At 73.8% G+C, this 18,958-nt stretch carries 13 protein-coding genes and 1 pseudogene; 5 read left to right on the forward strand and 9 right to left on the reverse strand.

Annotated features, from left to right (window positions below):
- Positions 1-85: 85 nt before the first annotated feature.
- From ACGF4C_RS06040 to ACGF4C_RS06055, 4 genes are all read right to left on the reverse strand, one after another.
- Positions 86-1,513, reverse strand: coding sequence for a lysine N(6)-hydroxylase/L-ornithine N(5)-oxygenase family protein (locus ACGF4C_RS06040; protein WP_393563658.1), 1,428 nt, complete (start codon positions 1,511-1,513; stop codon positions 86-88).
- The gene (locus ACGF4C_RS06045) at positions 1,510-2,928 is read right to left on the reverse strand and encodes a pyridoxal phosphate-dependent decarboxylase family protein (RefSeq protein ID WP_393563659.1); all 1,419 of its coding nucleotides are present in this window, start codon (positions 2,926-2,928) and stop codon (positions 1,510-1,512) included. Before ACGF4C_RS06045 ends, ACGF4C_RS06040 begins: the two co-directional genes overlap by 4 nt.
- A 633-nt stretch (positions 2,929-3,561) precedes the next feature.
- Positions 3,562-6,240 (reverse strand): aminopeptidase N, encoded by a 2,679-nt coding sequence (pepN, locus tag ACGF4C_RS06050; RefSeq protein WP_393563661.1) that lies wholly within the window; start codon positions 6,238-6,240, stop codon positions 3,562-3,564.
- Between the two features lie 71 nt (positions 6,241-6,311).
- Positions 6,312-7,187 (reverse strand): helix-turn-helix domain-containing protein, encoded by an 876-nt coding sequence (locus ACGF4C_RS06055; protein ID WP_393563663.1) that lies wholly within the window; start codon positions 7,185-7,187, stop codon positions 6,312-6,314.
- A gap of 265 nt (positions 7,188-7,452) precedes the next feature.
- Between ACGF4C_RS06055 and ACGF4C_RS06060 the strand changes: the two genes are divergently transcribed.
- The gene (locus tag ACGF4C_RS06060; protein ID WP_393563933.1) at positions 7,453-9,252 is read left to right on the forward strand and encodes a beta-galactosidase; all 1,800 of its coding nucleotides are present in this window, start codon (positions 7,453-7,455) and stop codon (positions 9,250-9,252) included.
- Between the two features lie 53 nt (positions 9,253-9,305).
- Here ACGF4C_RS06060 and ACGF4C_RS06065 read toward each other — a convergent pair whose 3' ends face one another.
- The 3 genes from ACGF4C_RS06065 to ACGF4C_RS06075 form a co-directional block, all read right to left on the reverse strand.
- Positions 9,306-12,386 (reverse strand): endo-alpha-N-acetylgalactosaminidase family protein, encoded by a 3,081-nt coding sequence (locus tag ACGF4C_RS06065; RefSeq protein WP_393563665.1) that lies wholly within the window; start codon positions 12,384-12,386, stop codon positions 9,306-9,308.
- A 142-nt stretch (positions 12,387-12,528) separates the two neighbouring features.
- Positions 12,529-12,708: a hypothetical protein gene (locus ACGF4C_RS06070; protein WP_030413668.1), complete on the reverse strand. Its 180-nt coding sequence runs from the start codon at positions 12,706-12,708 to the stop codon at positions 12,529-12,531.
- Positions 12,709-12,921: 213 nt separating this feature from the next.
- On the reverse strand, positions 12,922-13,731 hold the full coding sequence (locus ACGF4C_RS06075) for a S1 family peptidase (protein ID WP_393563667.1): 810 nt from the start codon (positions 13,729-13,731) through the stop codon (positions 12,922-12,924).
- Between the two features lie 264 nt (positions 13,732-13,995).
- On the opposite strand from ACGF4C_RS06075, the gene ACGF4C_RS06080 reads away from it, so the two are divergent.
- The gene (locus tag ACGF4C_RS06080; protein WP_393563669.1) at positions 13,996-14,898 is read left to right on the forward strand and encodes a hypothetical protein; all 903 of its coding nucleotides are present in this window, start codon (positions 13,996-13,998) and stop codon (positions 14,896-14,898) included.
- 25 nt (positions 14,899-14,923) lie between these two features.
- Here the strand turns inward: ACGF4C_RS06080 and ACGF4C_RS06085 are convergent, their stop codons facing one another.
- Complete coding sequence (locus ACGF4C_RS06085) at positions 14,924-15,619, reverse strand: alpha/beta fold hydrolase (protein WP_393563670.1); 696 nt, start codon at positions 15,617-15,619, stop codon at positions 14,924-14,926.
- Between the two features lie 166 nt (positions 15,620-15,785).
- Between ACGF4C_RS06085 and ACGF4C_RS06090 the strand changes: the two genes are divergently transcribed.
- Positions 15,786-16,829 carry a LacI family DNA-binding transcriptional regulator gene (locus ACGF4C_RS06090; RefSeq protein ID WP_393563672.1) on the forward strand — a complete coding sequence of 348 codons (1,044 nt, stop codon included), beginning with the start codon at positions 15,786-15,788 and terminating at the stop codon, positions 16,827-16,829.
- Positions 16,830-16,909: 80 nt separating this feature from the next.
- Here ACGF4C_RS06090 and ACGF4C_RS06095 read toward each other — a convergent pair whose 3' ends face one another.
- Positions 16,910-17,644, reverse strand: a complete 735-nt coding sequence (locus ACGF4C_RS06095; protein WP_393563674.1) for an MBL fold metallo-hydrolase — start codon at positions 17,642-17,644, stop codon at positions 16,910-16,912.
- A gap of 154 nt (positions 17,645-17,798) precedes the next feature.
- Between ACGF4C_RS06095 and ACGF4C_RS06100 the strand changes: the two genes are divergently transcribed.
- Both ACGF4C_RS06100 and ACGF4C_RS06105 read left to right on the forward strand, forming a co-directional pair.
- Positions 17,799-18,293 carry a hypothetical protein gene (locus ACGF4C_RS06100; RefSeq protein WP_393563676.1) on the forward strand — a complete coding sequence of 165 codons (495 nt, stop codon included), beginning with the start codon at positions 17,799-17,801 and terminating at the stop codon, positions 18,291-18,293.
- A 152-nt stretch (positions 18,294-18,445) separates the two neighbouring features.
- Positions 18,446-18,913: pseudogene (locus tag ACGF4C_RS06105) on the forward strand (PPOX class F420-dependent oxidoreductase); the annotation flags it as partial.
- Positions 18,914-18,958: the final 45 nt, after the last annotated feature.

Consider the following 18,958-nt stretch of genomic DNA (forward strand, 5'->3'; position numbering starts at 1 on the left):
CGGATGGCCGGCGCTTGAGGAATTGCCGGTCTTTCGGCGGCGGGTGGGGTGCGGCGGTGCCGGGGGCGCCGCCGCGCCTGTTTTGTCAGTGGCGGGGGACGAGGGTGCTGCCTTGGGTGGGGATGGTGCGGGTGTGGGGGGCGGGGGGTTGTGGGAGGCCGAAGGTGGTGAAGGCGGTGCGGGTGGGGAGGGGGTAGGGGGTGGTGTCGGTGAGGTCGTTGAGGATGGTGGCGCTGCGCCAGGCGGCGAGGCCGAGGTCGGGGGCACCGACGCCGTGGGTGTGGGTTTCGGCGTTCTGGACGTAGAGGGATCCGGTGACGGTGGGGTCGAGGACCATGCGGTGGTGGGCGTCGATGCGGGGGCGTTCGGCGGCGTCGCGGCGGATGTAGGGGTCGAGGGCGGCGAGCAGGGTGTCCATGCGGCGTTCGCGGTAGCCGGTGGCGAGGACGACGGCGTCGGTGGTGAGGCGGGAGCGGGTGCCTTGCTGGGTGTGGTCGAGGTGGAGTTCGACCTTGGTGGTGCCGACGCGGCCGGCGGTGCGTACGGAGACGCCGGGGGTGAGGGTGGCGTCGGGCCAGCCGCCGTGGAGGGTGCGGCGGTAGAGCTCGTCGTGGATGGCGGCGAGGGTGTCGTGGTCGATGGCCTTGTGGAGTTGCCACTGCGCGGGGACGAGGGTGTCGCGGACGCGTTCGGGGAGGCCGTGGAAGTAGCGGGTGTAGTCGGGGGTGAAGTGTTCGAGGCCGAGTTTGCTGTATTCCATGGGGGCGAAGGCGGGGGTGCGGGCGAGCCAGTGGAGGCCTTCGTGGCCGACGGGGCGGGCGCGGAGCTGGTCGAGGAAGATCTCGGCCCCTGATTGGCCGGCGCCGATGACGGTGAGGCGGTCGGCGGCGAGCAGGCGGTCGCGGTGGTCGAGGTAGTCGGCGGAGTGGATGACGGGGACGGCGGGGGCGTCGGCGAGGGGGCGGAGGGGGACGGGGACGTGGGGGGTGGTGCCGATGCCGAGGACGAGGTTGCGGGCGTGGGTGCGGCCGAGGGCTTCGGCTTCGCCGTCGGTGCCGAGTTGGGTGTAGTCGATTTCGAACGTTTCGCGTTCGGGGTTCCAGCGGACGGCGTCGATCTGGTGGCCGAAGTGGAGGGCGGGGAGGTTTTCGCTGACCCAGCGGCAGTAGGCGTCGTATTCGGCGCGGTGGATGTGGAAGCGCTCGGCGAAGTAGAAGGGGAAGAGGCGTTCGCGGGTTTTGAGGTAGTTGAGGAAGGTCCAGGGGCTGGCGGGGTCGGCGAGGGTGACGAGGTCGGCGAGGAAGGGGACTTGGAGGGTGGCGCCGTCGATGAGGAGGCCAGGGTGCCAGTGGAAGGCGGGGCGCTGGTCGTAGAAGGCGGTGCGGAGGTGGGTGAGGGGGTGGGCGAGGGCGGCGAGGGAGAGGTTGAAGGGGCCGATGCCGATGCCGGCGAGGTCGAGGGGCTCGTCGGGGGTGGCGGGGTGGGTGATGGGGGTTTCGGGGGTGCTGCTCATCGGGGGATGTGGCCTTCCACGAGTTTGAGGAGGGTGGTGAGGTCTCCGGTTCGGGTGTGGGGGTTGAGGAGGGTGGCCTTGAGCCAGAGGCCGGTGGGTGTGGTGGCGCGGCCGAGGACGGCCAGGCCGTCGGTGAGGAGGGTGCGGCGGATGGTGGCGAGGGTGGTGTCGTCGGCGCCTTTGGGGCGGAAGAGGACGGTGGTGAGGGTGGGGCGGGAGTGGAGTTCGTAGCGGGGGTGGTCCTCGATGAGGTCGGCGAGGGTCTGGGCGGCGGCGAGGGTGCGGTCGACGAGTTCGCCGAGGCCGTGGCGGCCCAGGGCCTTGAGGGTGACGGCGATCTTGAGGATGTCGGGGCGGCGGGTGGTGCGGAGGGAGCGGTGGAGGAGGTCGGGGAGGCCGGCTTCGGTGTCGTCGTCGGCGTTGAGGTAGTCGGCCTGGTGGGTGAGGGCGGCCAGCGCGCTGGGGTCGGGAACCGCGAGGAGGCCGGCGGCGACCGGTTGCCAGCCGAGTTTGTGCAGGTCGAGGGCGACGGTGTGGGCGCGGGCGAGGCCGGTGAGCGCGGTGCGGTGGGTGTCGCTGAAGAGGAGTGCGCCGCCGTAGGCCGCGTCGATGTGGAGGCGGGCGCCGTGGTGGTCGGCGAGGTCGGCGAGGTCGGTGAGGGGGTCGATGGCACCGGAGTTGGTGGTGCCGGCGGTGGCGGTGAGGAGGACCGGGCCGGTGTGTCCGGTGAGGTTGGCGAGGCAGGTGTGGACGGTGTCGGGGGTGAGGATGCCGTTGGGGGCGGGGAGGGTGAGGGGTTCGGGGAGGCCGAGGAGCCAGGCGGAACGGTGGATGGAGTGGTGGGCGTTGGCGCCGCAGACGATCTGGAGGGGGCCGGTGTGGGGGCGGCCGGGGGCGGGGGCGGCTTCGCGGGCGAGCAGGAGGGCGAGTTGGTTGGATTCGGTGCCGCCGGTGGTGATCAGCGCGTCGGGTTCGGTCGCCTGGGGGTAGACGAGCGCGGCGAGGGCGCGGCTGGTGAGGGTTTCGAGGGTGGAGGCGGCGGGGGCCTGGTCCCAGGAGTCGAGTGAGGGGTTGAGGGCGGCCGCGGCGAGGTCGGCGGCGGTGGCCAGGGCGAGTGGGGGGCAGTGCAGGTGGGCGGCGCAGTGCGGGTCGGCGGGGTCGGCGGCGCCGGCGGCGAGGGTGTGGACGAGGCTGCGCAGGGCGGCGTGCGGGCCGGTGCCGTGGTCGGGGAGGAGGGGGTGGCAGGCGTCGCGCACGGCGCGGGCGACGGTGTCGGGGCCGCCGGGCGGGAGGGGGCCGGCGCGGTCCTCGGCGCCGGTGGTGAGGGCTTCGAGGACGATGTCGAGCAGGGGGCGGAGTGCGCGGGGGCCGTGGGTGCCGCCTGCGAGGGCGGTGCCGGCAGGGGGCACAGACATGGGTGTGCTCTTCTGTCAGGGAGGGTTGGGGCGGTGTGCCTGCCCGGTCCGGGTGCGGACGAGCTGTTTAGGCGGCCCTAAGTTACTTTCCCTGTACGGCGCGTATCCACCGGTCGCGGTCATACCACCCGTAAGTGGTACGGGTGTACCGCAGGTGTTCGGGTGGTGGGGGCGGGGGTGGCGGGGGGCGCTCGGGCGGCCCGTGGGGCACGTGGCGGCGGCACGGGGGGCGGCGCTGAGGGTGGCGCTGACGGCGGGCGGTCGAACGGATCACGTAGGGGGGTGCCCCTAGGGGATGCGAGGGCCCCCCGCGGGTCCACAACGTGCGGGCAGGGGGCGGTATTCCCGGGGCGGAGCCGGAGGGAACCCCGGGGGCGGGGCCGGGACCCCGGCTCAAGAGGACGGGCGGGGGAGCTGGCGCGGGGCTCGTGAGGACGGGCGGGGCGGGGGGCTGGCGCGGGAAGGGCGGGCGCGGGGCGCGTCGGACGGGCGGGCCGGGCGCGGCGGCTGGCCGGGCGAGTTCGGCGCGGCGGTCGAACGGAACCCGTAGGGGGCGACCCGTAAGGGGTGCGTGGGCCCCCTGCGGAGCCACAACGCACCGTCAGGGGGCCGGTATTCCCGCAGGAGGAAGGGTCAGCGCGACATCCCGGTGGGGGGTCCGGTCGGGGGCACGGTCGGGGCTCCGGTGGAAGCTCCAGAAGGGGCGCCAGTGGTGCCTGCGCTGTTGGTGCCTGGGCCGTTGGTGCCTGCGCGGTTGGTGCCTGCGCCGTTGGTGCCTGCCGTGGTGGTGCGGACCCGCAGTGCGCGGCGGAGGTCGTCGAGTTGGTCGGTGAGTTTGCGGCGTAGGGCGGGGGTGGGGTTGCGGTCGGTGAGGCAGGTTTCGCCGAGGTGGAGGGTTTCTTCGTCGACGAAGGTGGCGGGGAAGGCGTAGCGGCCGGCGGCTTCGGCGAGGGCGGGGCCGCGGGCGGCGGCGAGGCCGGGGGCGTCGGTGAAGTAGCGGGCGACGTAGGGCCGGAGCAGGTCGTGGTGTTCGGGGGCCCAGAAGCCGGTGGCGGTGGCGGTGAAGAGGTAGTTGGAGAGGGCGGTGTCCTCGTCGGTGGTGAACAGGGCGTCCCAGGCGGCTTGTTTGGCGGCGGCGTCGGGGAGGGCGGCGCGGCAGCGGGCGGCGCCTTCGCGGCCGGTGGCGCTGGGGTCGCGGGCGAGTTCGGCGTCGATGGTGGCGTGGAGTTCGGCGACGGGTGCGGCGCCGAGGGTGGCGAGCCGGCCGAGGATGCGCCAGCGGAGTTCGGGGTCGAGGTGGGGGCCGCCGGGGACGCTGCCGTCGTCGAGCCAGTCCTGGATGCCTTCGGGGGTGGTGGCGCTGTCGATGAAGGCGCGGACGGCGGTGAGCCGGAGGCCGGCGGCGGTGCCGTGTTCGGGGCCCTCGGTGCGGCGGAGTATGTCGCGGCTGAGGGCGGTGAGGGTGGTCAGGGCGGTGTGCCGGGCGGTGGGGGTGAGGTAGCGGTCGGCGATCTGGGTGCGGGCGAAGGTGAGGACGCCCTGGAGGATGGCGAGGTCGGTTTCGTGCGGGAGGTGGGCGCGGGCGGCGTCGAGGTAGGCGGTGGGGGCGAGTTCGCCGTCGCGGACCATGTCGCGGGCGGCGTTCCAGACGACGGCGCGGGTGAGCGGGTCGGGCAGGCCCGAGAGAGCGGCGAGGGCGGTGTCCCAGGAGGCGGGGTCGAGGCGGACCTTGGCGTAGGTGAGGTCCTGGTCGTTGAGGAGGAGCAGGGCGGGGCGGCGGCCGGTGCCGGTGTGGGCGGGGTCGTCGGGGACGTCGAGGGTGAGGGGGGTGCGGGCGACGAGGCGGCCGGGGGTGTGCGGGTCGGGGTCGTAGAGGCCGACGGTGAGGCGGTGCGGGCGGGTGCCGTCCGGGCTGCCGGTCTGTTCGACGGTGAGGTTCCAGTGGCCGTCGGTGTCGCCGACGACGGGGGTGAGGGTGTCGACGCCGGTGGTGCGCAGCCAGCGGGCGGCCCAGGTGTGGACGTCGCGGTGGGTGGCGCGGGCGAGGGAGTCGATGAAGTCGGCCAGGGTGGCGTTGCCGAAGCGGTGGCGGGCGAAGTGGTCGTTGATGCCGGCGAGGAAGTCCTTCTCCCCCATCCAGGCGACGAGTTGGCGCAGGGCGGAGGCGCCCTTGGCGTAGGAGATGCCGTCGAAGTTGAGGAGGGCGGAGGCGGTGTCGGGGACGTCCTCGGGGGCGGGGGCGACGGGGTGGGTGGAGGGGCGCTGGTCGGCGTCGTAGCCCCAGCTCTTGCGGGCGATGGCGAAGTCGGTCCAGGTGTCGGTGAAGCGGGTGGCTTCGGAGAGGACCTGGTAGCCCATGTATTCGGCGAAGGACTCGTTGAGCCAGATGTCGTCCCACCATTGGAGGGTGACGAGGTCGCCGAACCACATGTGGGCCATTTCGTGGGAGATGACCATGCCGCGGGTCTGGCGTTCGGTGTCGGTGACGGCGGAGCGGTAGACGAATTCGTCGCGGAAGGTGACCAGGCCGGGGTTCTCCATGGCGCCGGCGTTGAATTCGGGGACGAAGGCCTGGTCGTAGGAGTCGAAGGGGTAGGGCTCCTCGAAGATCTGGTGGTAGCGGTCGAAGCAGCGGCGGGTGAGGTCGAGGATTTCCTCGGCGTCGGCGTCGAGGTGGGGGGCGAGGGAGCGGCGGCAGTGGATGCCGAAGGGGAGTCCGGCGTGTTCGGTGCGGACGGAGTGCCAGGGGCCGGCGGCTACGGCGACGAGGTAGGTGGAGATGAGGGGGGTGGGGGCGGCCTTCCAGTGGCCCTCCCCCAGGTGTTCGGTGATGCCGTTGGCGAGGACGGTCCAGTTGTCGGGGGCCCGGACGGTGAGGGCGAAGACGGCCTTGAGGTCGGGCTGGTCGAAGGCGGCGAAGACGCGCTGGACATCCTCCATGAACAGCTGGGTGTAGACGTAGGCCTCGCCGTCGGCGGGGTCGGTGAAGCGGTGCATGCCCTCGCCGGTGCGGGAGTAGCGCATGGTGGCGTGGACGTGGAGTTCGTGGGGGCCGGCGGTGAGGCCGGTGAGGGGGAGGCGGTTGTCGTCGAGGGTGGCCGGGTCGAGGGGCCGGCCGTCGAGGGTGGCGGTGTGCAGCTCGGCGGGGCGGAGTTCGACGAAGGTGTCACCGTCGGTGCGTGCGGTGAAGTGGATGACCGTACGGGAGCCGAATCGTTCGTCGCCCTGGGTGAGGTCGAGTGCGATGTCGTAGCGGTGGACGTCGATGTGGCGGGCTCGGGTCTGCGCCTCGTCGCGCTGCAGTTGGGGCATGGTTGCCATGCTGCCGTACGGTCGGTCGGCGGCGCACGGGGGTTTGCCCGCAGGTGGTGGGCGGGGTCGGGTCAGCCGACGAGGGGTGGGTTGTCGGGGTCGGGGATCTGGGTGGACCAGCCGCCGGGGACGCTTTTGACCTGGCGGTCGCGGAAGCGGACGGGGGCGGTGCCGACGCGGCGGGTGAAGAGGCGGCTGAAGTAGGCGGGGTCGTCGTAGCCGACGCGGCGGGCGACGGCGGCGACCGGGAGTTCGGTGCCGACGAGGAGTTCCTTGGCGCGGCCGAGGCGGATGCCGAGGAGGTAGTCCTTGGGGCTGCAGCCGGCGCCGCGGCGGACGGCGGTGCGGAGTTCGGTGGGGGTCATGCCGTGCCGGGCGGCGTGTTCGGCGACGGAGAGGGGGAGGAAGGCGTCGCGGGCGAGGGCGGCCAGGACGGGGTCGCCGTCGGCGTCGGTGTCGGCGCGGGCGCGGCGCAGGGCGACGAGGAGTTCGTGGACGGCGGCCGCGGTCTCGACGTCGAGGAGGGGGTTGCCGCGGCGGGCGGCGCGGGCAATCTTTCCGATGGCGGTGCGGGCGGGGCCGGTGTCGGCGAGGGGGACGACGGGGCGGTCGGGGTCGATGTAGCCGAGTTCGGTGTAGGCGGCGGTGGCGGGGCCGGTGAAGTCGACGAAGCTTTCGTCCCAGCCGGTGTCGGGGTCGGCGCCGTAGTGGTGGGTGACGCCGGGGAGGATCCAGAGGAGGGCGGGGGCGGTGAGGGTGCGGCGGTGGCCGTCGGGGGTGGTGTACCAGCCGCGGCCGGCGCGGATGACGATGGCGACGTGGTGGTCGAGGGTGCGGGGGCCGACCGGGGGGAGGGTGCCGTGCTGGAGGCCGACGCCCAGGCAGACCAGGCCGAGCCGGTGGTGGACCGGGCTGGGCGTGAAGTAGCGCATCCAGGTGTGGTACACGCCGGGTCTCCCGTCGCTTCGTACCGGGCAGTGTCTTCCGGGTCTTCCGGGTTTTCCGGGTCTCCCGGGTTTCCCGGGCTTTCCGGGTCGTTCGGGTCCGGTTGATCCGGGGACATGCCCTGACCGCTTCCGTCCAAACAACGCCGATCTTTGTCCATGGACCGGCGGGCCGCCAGAGGGCGAGGGTGATCGGTGAGGTGAGCGCGCCCGCGTGTGCCCGGCCGGCCCGGCCGGGTGGGTGCGGGCGGCCCGGGGAGGGGGCGTGGTGGCGCGGTTCGTGGTGGGTGAGCGGGATTTCGAGCTGGACGGGCGGCCGGTGCGGTTGCTGTCGGGGGCGCTGCACTACTTCCGGGTGCACGAGGCGCAGTGGGGGCACCGGTTGGCGATGCTGAAGGCGATGGGTCTGAACTGTGTGGAGACCTATGTGCCGTGGAATCTGCACGAGCCGCGGCCCGGGGAGTTCCGGGACGCCGATGCGCCGGGCCGGTTCCTGGACGCGGTGCGGGCGGCGGGGTTGTGGGCGATCGTCCGGCCGGGGCCGTACATCTGCGCGGAGTGGGAGAACGGCGGGCTGCCGGAGTGGCTGACGGGGCCGCTGGGGTCGCGGGTGCGGACGTGGGACGCGGTGTATCGGCGGGCGGTGGCGGGGTGGTTCGGGCGGTTGCTGCCGCAGATCGTGGCGCGGCAGTGCACGGTGGCGGGGCCGGACGGGCGGGGTGGTCCGGTGGTGATGGTGCAGGCGGAGAACGAGTACGGCTCGTACGGCAGTGATGCGCGCTATCTGGAGTGGATCGTGCGGCGGCTGCGGGAGCTCGGGGTGGAGGTGCCGCTGTTCACGTCGGACGGGCCGGAGGACCACATGCTGACGGGTGGTGCGGTGCCGGGGCTGCTGGCCACGGCGAATTTCGGCAGCGGGGCGCGGGAGGCGTTCGCCGCGCTGCGGCGGCACCGGCCGGCGGGGCCGTTGATGTGCATGGAGTTCTGGTGCGGGTGGTTCGCGCACTGGGGGCGGGTGGCGGAGCCGCGGAAGGCGGCGGACGCGGCCGGGGCGTTGCGGGAGATCTTGGAGTGCGGTGCCTCGGTGAATGTCTACATGGCGCACGGCGGGACGAGTTTCGGCGGGTGGGCGGGGGCGAACCGGGCGGGTGAGCTGCACGACGGGGCGTTGTTGCCGACGGTGACGTCGTACGACTACGGGGCGCCGGTGGACGAGCGGGGGCGGCCGACGGAGAAGTTCTGGCGGTTCCGGGAGGTGCTGGCCGAGTGGGCCGAGGGGCCGCTGCCGGCGGTGCCGGAGCCGGGGCCGGTGCTGTCGTCGGCGGCGGTGGTGGAGCTCGGGGAGTGGGCGCCGGTGGGGGCGGTGCTGGACGCGCTGGGCGGGGCCGAGGTGGTGGGCGGCGGTCCGGCGACGTTCGAGGAGCTGGGGGTGGACCGGGGGCTGGTCCGCTACCGGGTGGCGGTGCCGGGGCCGCGGGAGGGTCATGCGCTGCGGTTGCGGGGGTTGCGGGACCGGGCGGTGGTGTACGTCGACGGGGTGCGGCGGGCGGTGGTGGACGGCGAGGTCGCGGTGGTGGGGGGCGTGGCGGGGCCGGCGGCGGTGGAGGTGTGGGTGCAGTCGCTGGGGCGGGTCAACTACGGGCCGCGGCTGGGTGAGCCGAAGGGGATCACCGGCGGGCTGCTGCACGAGCGGCAGTTCCTGCACGGGGTGCGGTCGCGGGGGTTGCGGCTGGATGCGCTGGAGGAGCCGGGGGCGCTCGTGAAGGTGCCGTTCGGGCCGGTGGCGCGGGCGGCGGGCTCGGCCGGGCTGTACCGGGGGGTGGTGACGGTGGCCGGGCCGCCGGGGGACGCGGAGTTGACGCTGCCGGGCTGGGTGCACGGGTTCGTGTGGGTCAACGGGTTCTGCCTCGGCCGCTATCGGGCGGTGGGGCCGCAGCGTGCGCTGTACGTTCCGGGGCCGGTGCTGCGGGCGGGCCGTAACGAGGTGCTGGTGTGGGAGTGGGAGGGCGCCCCGGTCGCTGTGGGGGAAGGGGCCGGGGCGCCCGGTCTGGTACCCGCGGCGGGTTGAGGCGCCGCGGGAGGTGAGGCCGTGGGGGCGCACCGACCCGTCCCCACGGCCGACTACACCTCGCGCACCTCGAAAGAGTCCAGGACGAACTCCGCGGTTCCGTCGTCGCCGATTTTGTGCAGTCCGACCCATGCCTCGCCGGTGGCGGGCGCGGTGAATTCGTAGGTGTGGGTGGCGGGCCGGGTGGCGACGGGGAGGGGGGTGCGGGTCAGTTCGCGGGGTGCGGGGTCGTCGACGGCGGTGATCCAGGCGTACTGGCCGGCGCGTTCGTTCTCGTAGCGGAAGGTGACGCGGTAGCGGTGGCCGGGGGTGAAGCGGACGGTGTGCGGGACGGTGCGGTGGACCAGGCCGGTGTTCTCGCCGCGGGACTTGAGGGACTGGCCGCCGTCGATGACGTCGTCGATGGCCTTGCCGTTCCAGCCGGCCTGCGTGTAGGGCGCGTGCCGCTGGGCGATGTGGGTGCGGGGGTCGGTGCTGCCGCCGGCGTCGCCCTTGACGAAGACGCCCCAGCCCTGGGGGACGTGCTCGAAGTCCTCGTACACGAGGGTGCCCTGCTTGGTGGTGGGGGTGGCGGGGACGACGCGGACGTTGTCGAAGCGGACCCGGGCCGCTCCGGCCGCGGCGGTGAGGGCGAGGGTGGTGGGGCCGCCGCCTTCGGGGACGGTGAAGTGGGTGAAGAGGCGCTGGAAGCGGGTGCCGGACTTCCGGTCGGCGGCGACGTAGTTGCCGGCGGTGGAGGTGTCGGTCCAGTTGGCGGTGGTGAGGCCGTCGGCGGTGCGGATCTCCAGGGCGGCGCGGCGCCGTTCGCCGGGGGTGGCGCCGACCTCGACCTGGACGGAGGCCGCGTAGGTGCCGGGGGCGAGGCGGGTGAGGTTCTGGGCGACGCGGGCGGCCGGGCCGGCGCCGACGACGAGTTCGTGGTCGCCGCGTTCGCTGAGCCGGACGGTGGCCGGGCCGGTGGTCCGCCAGGCCTGGAGGGTGCCGGAGTGGAAGCCGGGGTCGGTCAGCGGGGTGCCTTCGCCCCAGTGGGGGTCGCCCTGGGCGGGTGCCGGGTCGCGGTGGACGACGTACGGCACGCCGGCCTCGGCGGTGAGGGTGATCCGGCCGCCGCGGACCGGCAGCCGGGTGTGCCGGGTGCGGCCCTGGTCGGTGAGCCGGTAGGCGTGCACGGTGGTGGCGGTGGACCAGCCGCGGGGCAGCGCCCAACTCGTGGTGCCGCCACGGGGGTTGTAGTGGTAGAGCTTGGCGGGGTCGGTGGCGCGGCGGGGTTCCCAGGGGAGCAGGTAGCTGCCGCCGTCGTAGACCAGCCGGCCGTCGGTGGTGATCCGGCGGGTGCCTGTGGTGTCGCTGACGGAGGTGTGGGTGGGGCCCTCGAAGGTGATCTCGTGGTCGGTCCAGGTCCTGATCGGGTAGGCCTGGAGGTATTTGGCGGGGAGGGCGTCGGTCCAGATGATCGTGTAGAAGGCGGACCAGTCGGTCTTGCCGACCCAGCCCTCGAAGTTGCCCATGCGGGGGTTGCCGAGGAGGGTGGGCCACTTGTCGGCGAAGACGTCCTTGTGGTGGTTGCGCAGGAAGCGGATCAGCCGGGAGTTGATGCCGCGGGAGGTGTCGGGCCCGTAGTCGGTCTCGTTGGCCCAGTGCGACCAGAGGGAGGACCGTTCCAGTCCGTGGCCCCATTCGGTGGCGATCTGCCAGCCCTGGTCGCGCAGGTGGCGCTGGAGGCGGTCGGAGTTCCAGCCGGATTCCCGGAAGACGTCGAGGTAGAGGGTGGTCAGGGCGGGGTCGGTCTCCTGGCGCAGCCGGGCGAAGCGGCGGGCGATGTTGCCGGTGACCAGGTCGCGGCGGGCGTCGATGCGGTAGGACTGGTCGAGCCAGTCCCACTGCTTGTCGTCCTTGTCGACGAGCTGCTCGGAGAAGGCGTGCGCGACGGGGTAGGACTCGGTGGCGTTGACGTGCACCGCGAAGTCGCTGTTCCACTTCTTTCCGGCGCGGAGCAGGGTGTTGAGGTCGGCGAGGCCGCCGGCCCGTTCGTTGTAGTTGCCGCCGTAGTCGGGGTGGGCGGAGTCGTGGCCTTCGGACTGGTAGCCCTTGAGGAGGGTGAACTGCCGTAGTCCGTCGGTGGCCAGGGCGATCCGTTTGACGTGGTCGAGGGTGGCGAGGAACGGGTTGGTGGCTTGGCTGGCGAAGTTGAACGGGATGTGCGGGACGACGCGGAGGTGCTGGTCGTCGGCGCCGAGCGGGATGACCATGATGTCGCGCAGGGCGATCGCGGCGTCCTGCCAGTCGGTGCGGCCGTCGCCGTTGCGGTCGCGGGTGACGATGACGGTCGCGTAGGGCAGCGGGTCGGTGGCACCGGTCGCCTGGCCGGCCGCGCGGTGGGTCCACTGGCCGGGGGTGAGCGTGGCCGCCACGAAGCCGTCGCCCTGTACGGTCTGCCGCCACAGCCGGCCGTTCTCCCAGGTGGTGGCGCCGGTGGGCCGGTCGTAGACGGTGTTGGTCTCGATGCCGGCGGCCAGCTGGTGGGTGGCGACGACGGCGTAGGCGCAGCCGGTGGGGGCGGGTTCGGCGGGGGTGTGGGCGGTGACCTCGACGAGGGTGTCGCCGCTCTTGGCCTTGTCGAGTTCGAGGCGGGCCGCGAGCAGGGTCGCGCCGGGCTGGTCGCTGCGCACGGAGAGCAGGGCGAGTCCGGGGATCTGGAGGGTGCCGATGCGCAGGGCGGGGGTGTCGGCGATGCGGGTGACCCGCCAGGTGGTCCGCCAGCCTTCGACGGTGATCTCGACGGTGACGGTGGTGCCGCCGTCGAAGGTGAGGGTGTAGGTGGCGCGGTCGGCGCGGGCCCGGTGGGTGACGCGGGGCGTGCGGGCCGTGCCGTCGACGAGGACCTCGGTGACCGGGGTGTCCTGGCCGTGCAGCACGGCTCCGGTGGCGCGGTCGGTGTAGGAGACGATGCGCGGGAAGGCGGTGTCGACGCGGACCTCCAGCGCGTCGGACCGCAGCACGGCCCCGGCGGTGCGGGGTGCGGCCGCGGCGGTGCGGGCGCCGAGCGGGAGGGCCCCGGCGACCGGGGCGAGCGCGGTGGCGGCGACGATCTTTCTGCGGCTGGGCCCGCGCGGGGCACCGGTCTGTTCGTTCACGCGCGCTCTCCTCCTCCGTGCGGCACTGCTGCGGGTGGCACTGCCTGTCGGCGGACAGCGTGCTGCGGGGGCGGGGCGTGCGCCTATGGACAAAGGAGGGGGAGGTGTTGGACAGATGTGGCGGCGGGCCGGTCCGGGGCGGCTAGCGCGGGGCGGCGGGTGGCGGGGCGGCGCCGGCGGGGCATTCGACGGGGCCGTGGTGGCCGCCGAGCAGGACGTAGGCCAAGGCGGCGGCGGAGGCGGCGAGGAGGACGGCGGCGAGGACGGTGGCGCGGCGGTCGCGGTCGGGGCCCGGGGGCCGGGTACGGCGGTCGCTGGTCATGCCGTTCACGCTAGGCAGCCGGGCGCCGGCCGGCCATGGGTCGTACGGTCATCGGCGGCGGCAGAAGCCCCGGCCGGCAGGTGAGCTTGGTCCCGGGCGGGACGGGACCAAGGTCCCGGCGGGCGGGGGCCGGGGTCCCGGGCATCCGGGCACGGCGAAGGGCCCGGGGAGCGGCACCCGGGCCCTTCGGTGCGTGGGTGGTGCGGGGCGGGGTCAGCCGCCGAGCTGGCCCGCGGCCTTCTTGATGTCCGCGGCGAAGGTGCTCACCTCGGAGTAGACGCCGGGCTTGCCGGGCCGTGCGCAGCCCTCGCCCCAGGAGACGATGCCGACCTGGAGCCACTTGCCGGCGTCGTCCTTGCGGAACATCGGGCCGCCGGAGTCGCCCTGGCAGGTGTCGACGCCGCCGGTGTCCAGCTTGCCGGCGCAGATCTCGTCGCCGGGCGTCAGCTGGTCGCCGTACGCCTTCTGGCAGGTGGCGTCGTCGACGAACGGGACGGTGGCCTTGAGGAGGTAGCGCTGCTGGTCGCCGCCCTCCTTGTCGGCGCCCCAGCCGGCGATGGTGAAGTCTCCGTTGTTGAGCTTGGTGTCCTCGGCGATCTTCAGGGTGGGCTGGTCGATCGGCTTGGCGAGCTTGATCAGCGCCCAGTCCTTGCCCTTGCCGTTGTAGCCGGGCGCCTGCAGCACCTTGGTGGAGTTGACCTTGACGGCGGCGGAGTCCTGGAGGTCGACCACGCCCCCGGTGGCGGTGATGGAGGTGTTGTCGCCGCTGCCGTCGACGCAGTGCGCCGCGGTCAGCACGATGTCCTTGGCGTAGAGGGCGCCGCCGCAGCCCATCGACAGCCGCACCATGAAGGGGAATTCGCCCTGGTCGGCCTTGGTGCCGCCGACGACCTTGGTGTGTACGGAGCCGGACGGGTCGGGTGCGGGGGCGGCGGTGGCGGTGCCGGGCTGGAGGCTGAAGGCCGCCAGGGCGACCGCGCCGGCGGCGGTGGTTCTCGTGAGGAGCTTCCGGTAGCTGCGCAACGGGCTTCCTTTCGTGGGGGGTTGCACGTCGCTGACGAGCCCATGCCAACACCGGAGCCGGAGGTGGCCGTCGAAGGATCAGCGTGGAGGACGACAGCCCGCCGCATGGCGTCCGGACCCAGTGGGGGATGAGTCCGAGGAGCGCCCTGTGATTATCCGGAGTGCCGGATCGGGGTGACAAGGGTGCGCATCCGGCCAACTCCCGTGGCAGCCACGCCCCGAGGGGCGTACCGGACATTCCCGGCGGCGCCGTACAGTGGCCGGATGACGACGGGTGAGCGCGGGATCGAGCACGGCTATCCCCATCTCGACACGGTCCGTTCGGCCCTCCACGCGCTGTTCACCCGGCTGTCGTACGACACGGTGAGCACCTTCGGCACCAGCGTGCTGCCGGTCGACGTGGCCTTCGACGACACCGAGGACCTGCATCTGGGGGCCCAGCGGATCGCCCGTGCCCTGGTGCGGCAGCTGCATCTGCCCGATGCGCGGATCGTGGTGAGCTTCCGGGAGATGGAGCACGCCGCGAACGTCGAACTGACCGCGGGCCCGGAGTACTTCATCGAGCTCAACGACCGCTTCCGCACCCACCGCAAGGACATCGGCGCCGCACTGGCCCACGAGGTGATGCACGTCTACCTGCACCGCCTGGACCTGTCGTTCCCCGGCACCCGCGACAACGAGATCCTCACCGACACCGCCACCACCTACCTCGGCGCGGGCTGGCTGCTGCTGGACGCCTACCGCGAGCACGGCCCGTTCTCGCAGAAGCTCGGCTATCTGACGCCGGAGGAGTTCGGCTACGTCCTCGCCAAGCGGGCCGCGTTCTTCGGCGAGGACCCGGCGCCGTGGTTCACCAGCCCGCAGGCGTACGACGCGTACACCGCGGGCGCGGCGCGGGCCCGGCAGGACCTGCAGCGGCCGCCGCTGGCCGCCGCCGGGTGGGCCGCCCGCATGCGCTACGCCAAGGACCGGCGGGCGGCCCGGGACCCGCGCCGCGCCGGCCGGGCGTCCGGGCCGGGTGGGGACGACTACGCCTTCGAGGGCCCGGCACCGCTGAAGGTGTCGTTCCCCTGCCCGGCCTGCCACCAGCGCCTGCGTCTGCCGGTACGGGGGCGCCTGACGGCCCGGTGCGGGCTGTGCAAGACCCTGCTGGACTGCGACACCTGACGCCTGACCAGCAAGCCGGAGTGGGCTAGACCCAGCCCTCCAGCCCCGTCAGGAAGCCCTCGAAGTCGTCGCGGTGGATGGTGTGCCCGGCACCGGGCACGGTACGGACCTCGAAACCGCGCCGGGTGAGTTCGGCGGCCGCCTCGTCGGTGAAGAGGAACCCCTCCCCCGCGATCTGCACCAGCGAGGGGACGACCGGCTTCTCCGGCGTGCGGTCCGTGCGGTGCTCGCGGGACAGGGCGTGCGCGGTCGCGGTGTCCCAGTCGGCGAGCGTGGCCAGTTCGATGTCCACGTCGGCGTCGGACCAGCGCGGGTTGAAGCCGCGCACCATCGCCCGGTCGGCGTTCTTGAACGGCAGGAACACCGCCGGGTCGACGGACTGCCCGGTGCGGCCCAGCGACCAGGCCGGATCGCAGTAGACCGCGCGCCGCGGCTGCAGCCGCTCCACGGCCAGGGAGAGCGCGAGGCCGCCCAGGGAGTGCCCGATGACGACCTCGGGCCCGGCGGGCAGGGTCTCCACGAGGTCCTCGGCGAAGACTTCGGCACCGTACTCCCCGCGCGGGCTGCGGCCGTGGCCGCGCAGGTCGACGGCGAGCACGCGGTAGCCCCGTTCGGCGAACGCCGGGCCGACCCGGTGCCAGGTGCGGTGGTCGGACATCATTCCGTGGACCAGCACCGCGGTCCGGCTGCCGGCGCCCCATTCGTGGGTGTACAGCTGCATGCCCGCACCTCTCTCCCGTACGTCCGCGCTCCGGTGGGCGGCGCCCCGGCCCGGCCGTCCCGCACCGTGGGCGCGCCCGGCCGACGTTACACGTGTCAGTGAGGGCGGAGAACCTGCCGCGCCCGGGCCCGCCGGGCAAAATCCCTGTGCGAGGATGCCCCGCAGGATGACTGACCCAGCCGGCCCCCGGGCCACCCCGACTCCCCCGACGAGCGCGGCCGTTGCCCGGCTCGCCGGGGTCTCGCGCGCGACGGTCTCCTACGTCCTGAACGGCCAGGCCGAAGGCCGGGTCGGGGCCCGCACCCAGGCCAGGGTCCGGGCCGCCGCCGAGGAACTGGGCTACGTCCCGCACGCCGCGGCCCGGACCCTGCGGGCCGGGCGGGGCAGCATCGTGCTGCTGGCCGCGCCCGCCGACACCGTCCCGGCCTTCGGCCCGCTCTTCACCCGGTTCCTGGCCGGGTTCCAGACCGCGCTGCACGGCCTCGGCTACACCGGTGTGCTGCACGGCGCGCCCGCCGCCTCGCCGATGGCGGCCGCCCGCGCCTGGGCCGAACTGCGGCCGGCCGCCGTACTGGCGCTGCACGGCCCGCCGCTGGACGCCCCCGCCGTCGAACTGCTGCACCGCGCGGGCACCGCCGCGGTCCTCACCCACGGGCCGTCCGCACCGCCCGGCGCCCATGCCCTGCTGCTGGACCAGCGGGAGGCCGGGCTGCGGGCGGGCGAGCACCTGCTGGCCGGGGGCCGGCGCCGGATCGGGGTGGTCCGGCCCGCCGATCCGGGGCTGGCGGACTTCGCCGGGGCGCGCCTGGCGGGCGTACGGGAGGCGGCCGCGGGGCGGCCCGGCGCCGAGGTGCATCCGCTCGACCTGGAACTGACCGAGGAGTCCGCGGCACGGCTGGCGGCCGACTGGTCCGGGCCGGGCCTGGACGGGGTGTTCGCCTACAACGACGAGTACGCGATGCTGCTGATGCGGGCCCTGCAGGACGCCGGGCACACCATCGGCACCGGGCCGGGAGAGATCGGTGTGGTCGGCGCGGACGATCTGCTGCTGGCCAGGCTGCTGCGTCCCCGACTGACCAGCGTCCGCGCCGAGATCACCCCGCCGGACCGGATCGCCGCCCTGGTCGCCGCCCTCATCCGCGACCCGGACCGGCCCCCCGCGGTCCACCGGGTGGGCACGTTCCGGGTCGAGGGGCGGGAGTCGGGGTGAGGGGCGGGGTGAGGGGCGGGGTGGGTGAGACTGCTGAGGCTCGGCCCGCCGGCTCCGGTGCGGCGCGGACCGTCCGCTGACTAGCTCCAGTCCGTCTCCGGGGTGGCCGCGGCCAGCACCGCCCGGGCGTTCTCCCGGATCGTCCCCCCGTGCGGCACGCACACCGTTCCGACGTCGTCGAGCGCGGCCAGCCGCCGGAAGGAGGCCACGGTCTGCTCCCGCGAGACGTTGAACGGCCCGAGTACCGCACGGTCGCCGTCGGGGGAAGCCCCGATGATGTCCCCGGGGAACAGCAGCCCGCTCGCGGGCAGGTGCAGGGCGATCCCGCCGGGCGTATGACCGGGGACCGCGAGCACCCGGACCGGCTCCGGCCAGCCGTCGAGGGTGTCGCCGTCGCGCAGTTCCCGGTCGACGGCGACATGCCGCAGCGGCGGGACGCCGGCGGCCGCGAAGTCGGCCATGATGCGCTCGTGCAGCGGGCGTTCGGCCGCGGTGAGGACGGCCGCGGGCTCGGCGGCGGTACCGCGGACGTACGGGGCGTCCGGCGCACCGGCCAGCACCTCGGCCCCGGTGGCCTCGACCAGGTCGGCGGCGGAACCCATGTGGTCCGCGTGGCAGTGGGTGAGCACGATCTGCCGCAGCCGGTCCGGGCGGCCGCCGAGCCGGGCGAGCGCGTCGAGAACGGCCGGCGCCGAACCGGGGACCCCGGTGTCGACCAGGGCGAACCCGTCGTCGGGGAGCGCGACGAGGTGGACGTGCCCGACGGGGAAGGCAAGTTGCCAGACGGTACGGCTGATACGGGTGAGTGGGTCCATGACCGGACGCTAACCGCGGGGGACGGCACCGGTCGCCGGGTTGCGCCGTGGGCGGATCAAGCCAACGGCGAACGCACGCGGCCGGGCCGTCGAAATCCGGCCGGAACCGGTCTTGCGTCCGCCACGTCCCATCCGTGAACCGAGGAGGCATGTCATGCGAGGAATCCCCCACTCCCGCACCCGTACGCTCACCGCCGTGCTCACGCTGGCGGTGTCCGGCGCCGTCGCCCTGTCCGGCTGCGGCAAGCAGCCGCAGCAGACGGTGAGCGGCGGCCCGCCGCTGAAGAAGGTGGACGCGTTCGAGGAGCGGGCCGCACAGATCGTGCGGGACTGGCCGAAGGTCTCGCCGGTGCACGGCCGGCAGCAGGCACTCCTGCCGCTGGTGAAGGCCCAGCGGCCCAAGGACGCCGGTACGGCCCGGGAGATCACCGTGACCGTCGGGCACAGCCCCTGCGACGCCCACTTCGGCGCGCGCAGCCACGAGTCGAAGGGGCTCGTGGTCGTCACCGGCTGGGGAAAGCGCAAGAGCTCCAAGGGCATGTGTACCGAGATGCTGGCCACCGACAAGGTGACGATACGGCTGAAGGACGCCCTCGGTGACCGCAAGGTCGTCGACGCGGCCACCGGCAAGCAACTCCTGAAGGGCTGACCGGAGAAGGGCCGAGGGCCGAGGGCTGAGGGGCCGATGATCCGACGGGCCGACGAGCCCAGCGAGGCCGATAGCCGGCGACGCTGACGGGCCGACAGGCACGGCGCTTCGGCGTTCGCCCTGGAGCGCACTCCAGGCCCTACCCTCGCCGTATGAGCCCTTCCCTCGCCACCACCACCCGTGTCGACCTGCCCGAGCTGCTGGAGTTCGTCCGCCCCCGGCACCGCGCGATCCTGCTCACCCGCCGCTCCGACGGCACCCCGCAGGCCTCGCCGCTGACCTGCGGGGTGGACGACTCCGGCCGGCTGGTCATCTCGACGTATCCGGAGCGGGCCAAGGTCCGCAACCTGCGCCGGGTGGCGTCGGCCAGCGTGCTGGTGCTGTCCGACGAGTGGAACGGTCCGTGGGTGCAGATCGACGGCGAGGCCGAGGTCATCGACGCGCCGGAGTCGGTCGAGCCGCTGGTCGAGTACTACCGCAACATCGCCGGTGAGCACCCGGACTGGGACGAGTACCGCGCGGCGATGCGCAAGCAGGGCAAGTCACTGATCCGGGTGACCCCGCTGCGCTGGGGCCCGATCGCCACCGGCGGTTTCCCGGCCCGCCTCATGGCCGGCGACGACCAGGAATCCGGCAGCCAGGAATCCGGCAGTCGGACACCCGAC

Origin of the sequence: Streptomyces sp. NPDC048197, from assembly GCF_043202395.1 — a bacterium.
Taxonomy (GTDB): Bacteria; Actinomycetota; Actinomycetes; order Streptomycetales; family Streptomycetaceae; genus Streptomyces; species Streptomyces siderophoricus.

Bases quoted from the DNA above. Each gene is read 5' to 3' on its own strand.
- pepN (WP_393563661.1), bottom strand. From the start codon at position 6,240: ATGCCCCAACTGCAGCGCGACGAGGCGCAGACCCGAGCCCGCCACATC.
- ACGF4C_RS06090 (WP_393563672.1), top strand. From the start codon at position 15,786: ATGACTGACCCAGCCGGCCCCCGGGCCACCCCGACTCCCCCGACGAGC.
- ACGF4C_RS06095 (WP_393563674.1), bottom strand. From the start codon at position 17,644: ATGGACCCACTCACCCGTATCAGCCGTACCGTCTGGCAACTTGCCTTC.
- ACGF4C_RS06085 (WP_393563670.1), bottom strand. From the start codon at position 15,619: ATGCAGCTGTACACCCACGAATGGGGCGCCGGCAGCCGGACCGCGGTG.
- ACGF4C_RS06045 (WP_393563659.1), bottom strand. From the start codon at position 2,928: ATGTCTGTGCCCCCTGCCGGCACCGCCCTCGCAGGCGGCACCCACGGC.
- ACGF4C_RS06100 (WP_393563676.1), top strand. From the start codon at position 17,799: ATGCGAGGAATCCCCCACTCCCGCACCCGTACGCTCACCGCCGTGCTC.
- ACGF4C_RS06070 (WP_030413668.1), bottom strand. From the start codon at position 12,708: ATGACCAGCGACCGCCGTACCCGGCCCCCGGGCCCCGACCGCGACCGC.
- ACGF4C_RS06080 (WP_393563669.1), top strand. From the start codon at position 13,996: ATGACGACGGGTGAGCGCGGGATCGAGCACGGCTATCCCCATCTCGAC.
- ACGF4C_RS06040 (WP_393563658.1), bottom strand. From the start codon at position 1,513: ATGAGCAGCACCCCCGAAACCCCCATCACCCACCCCGCCACCCCCGAC.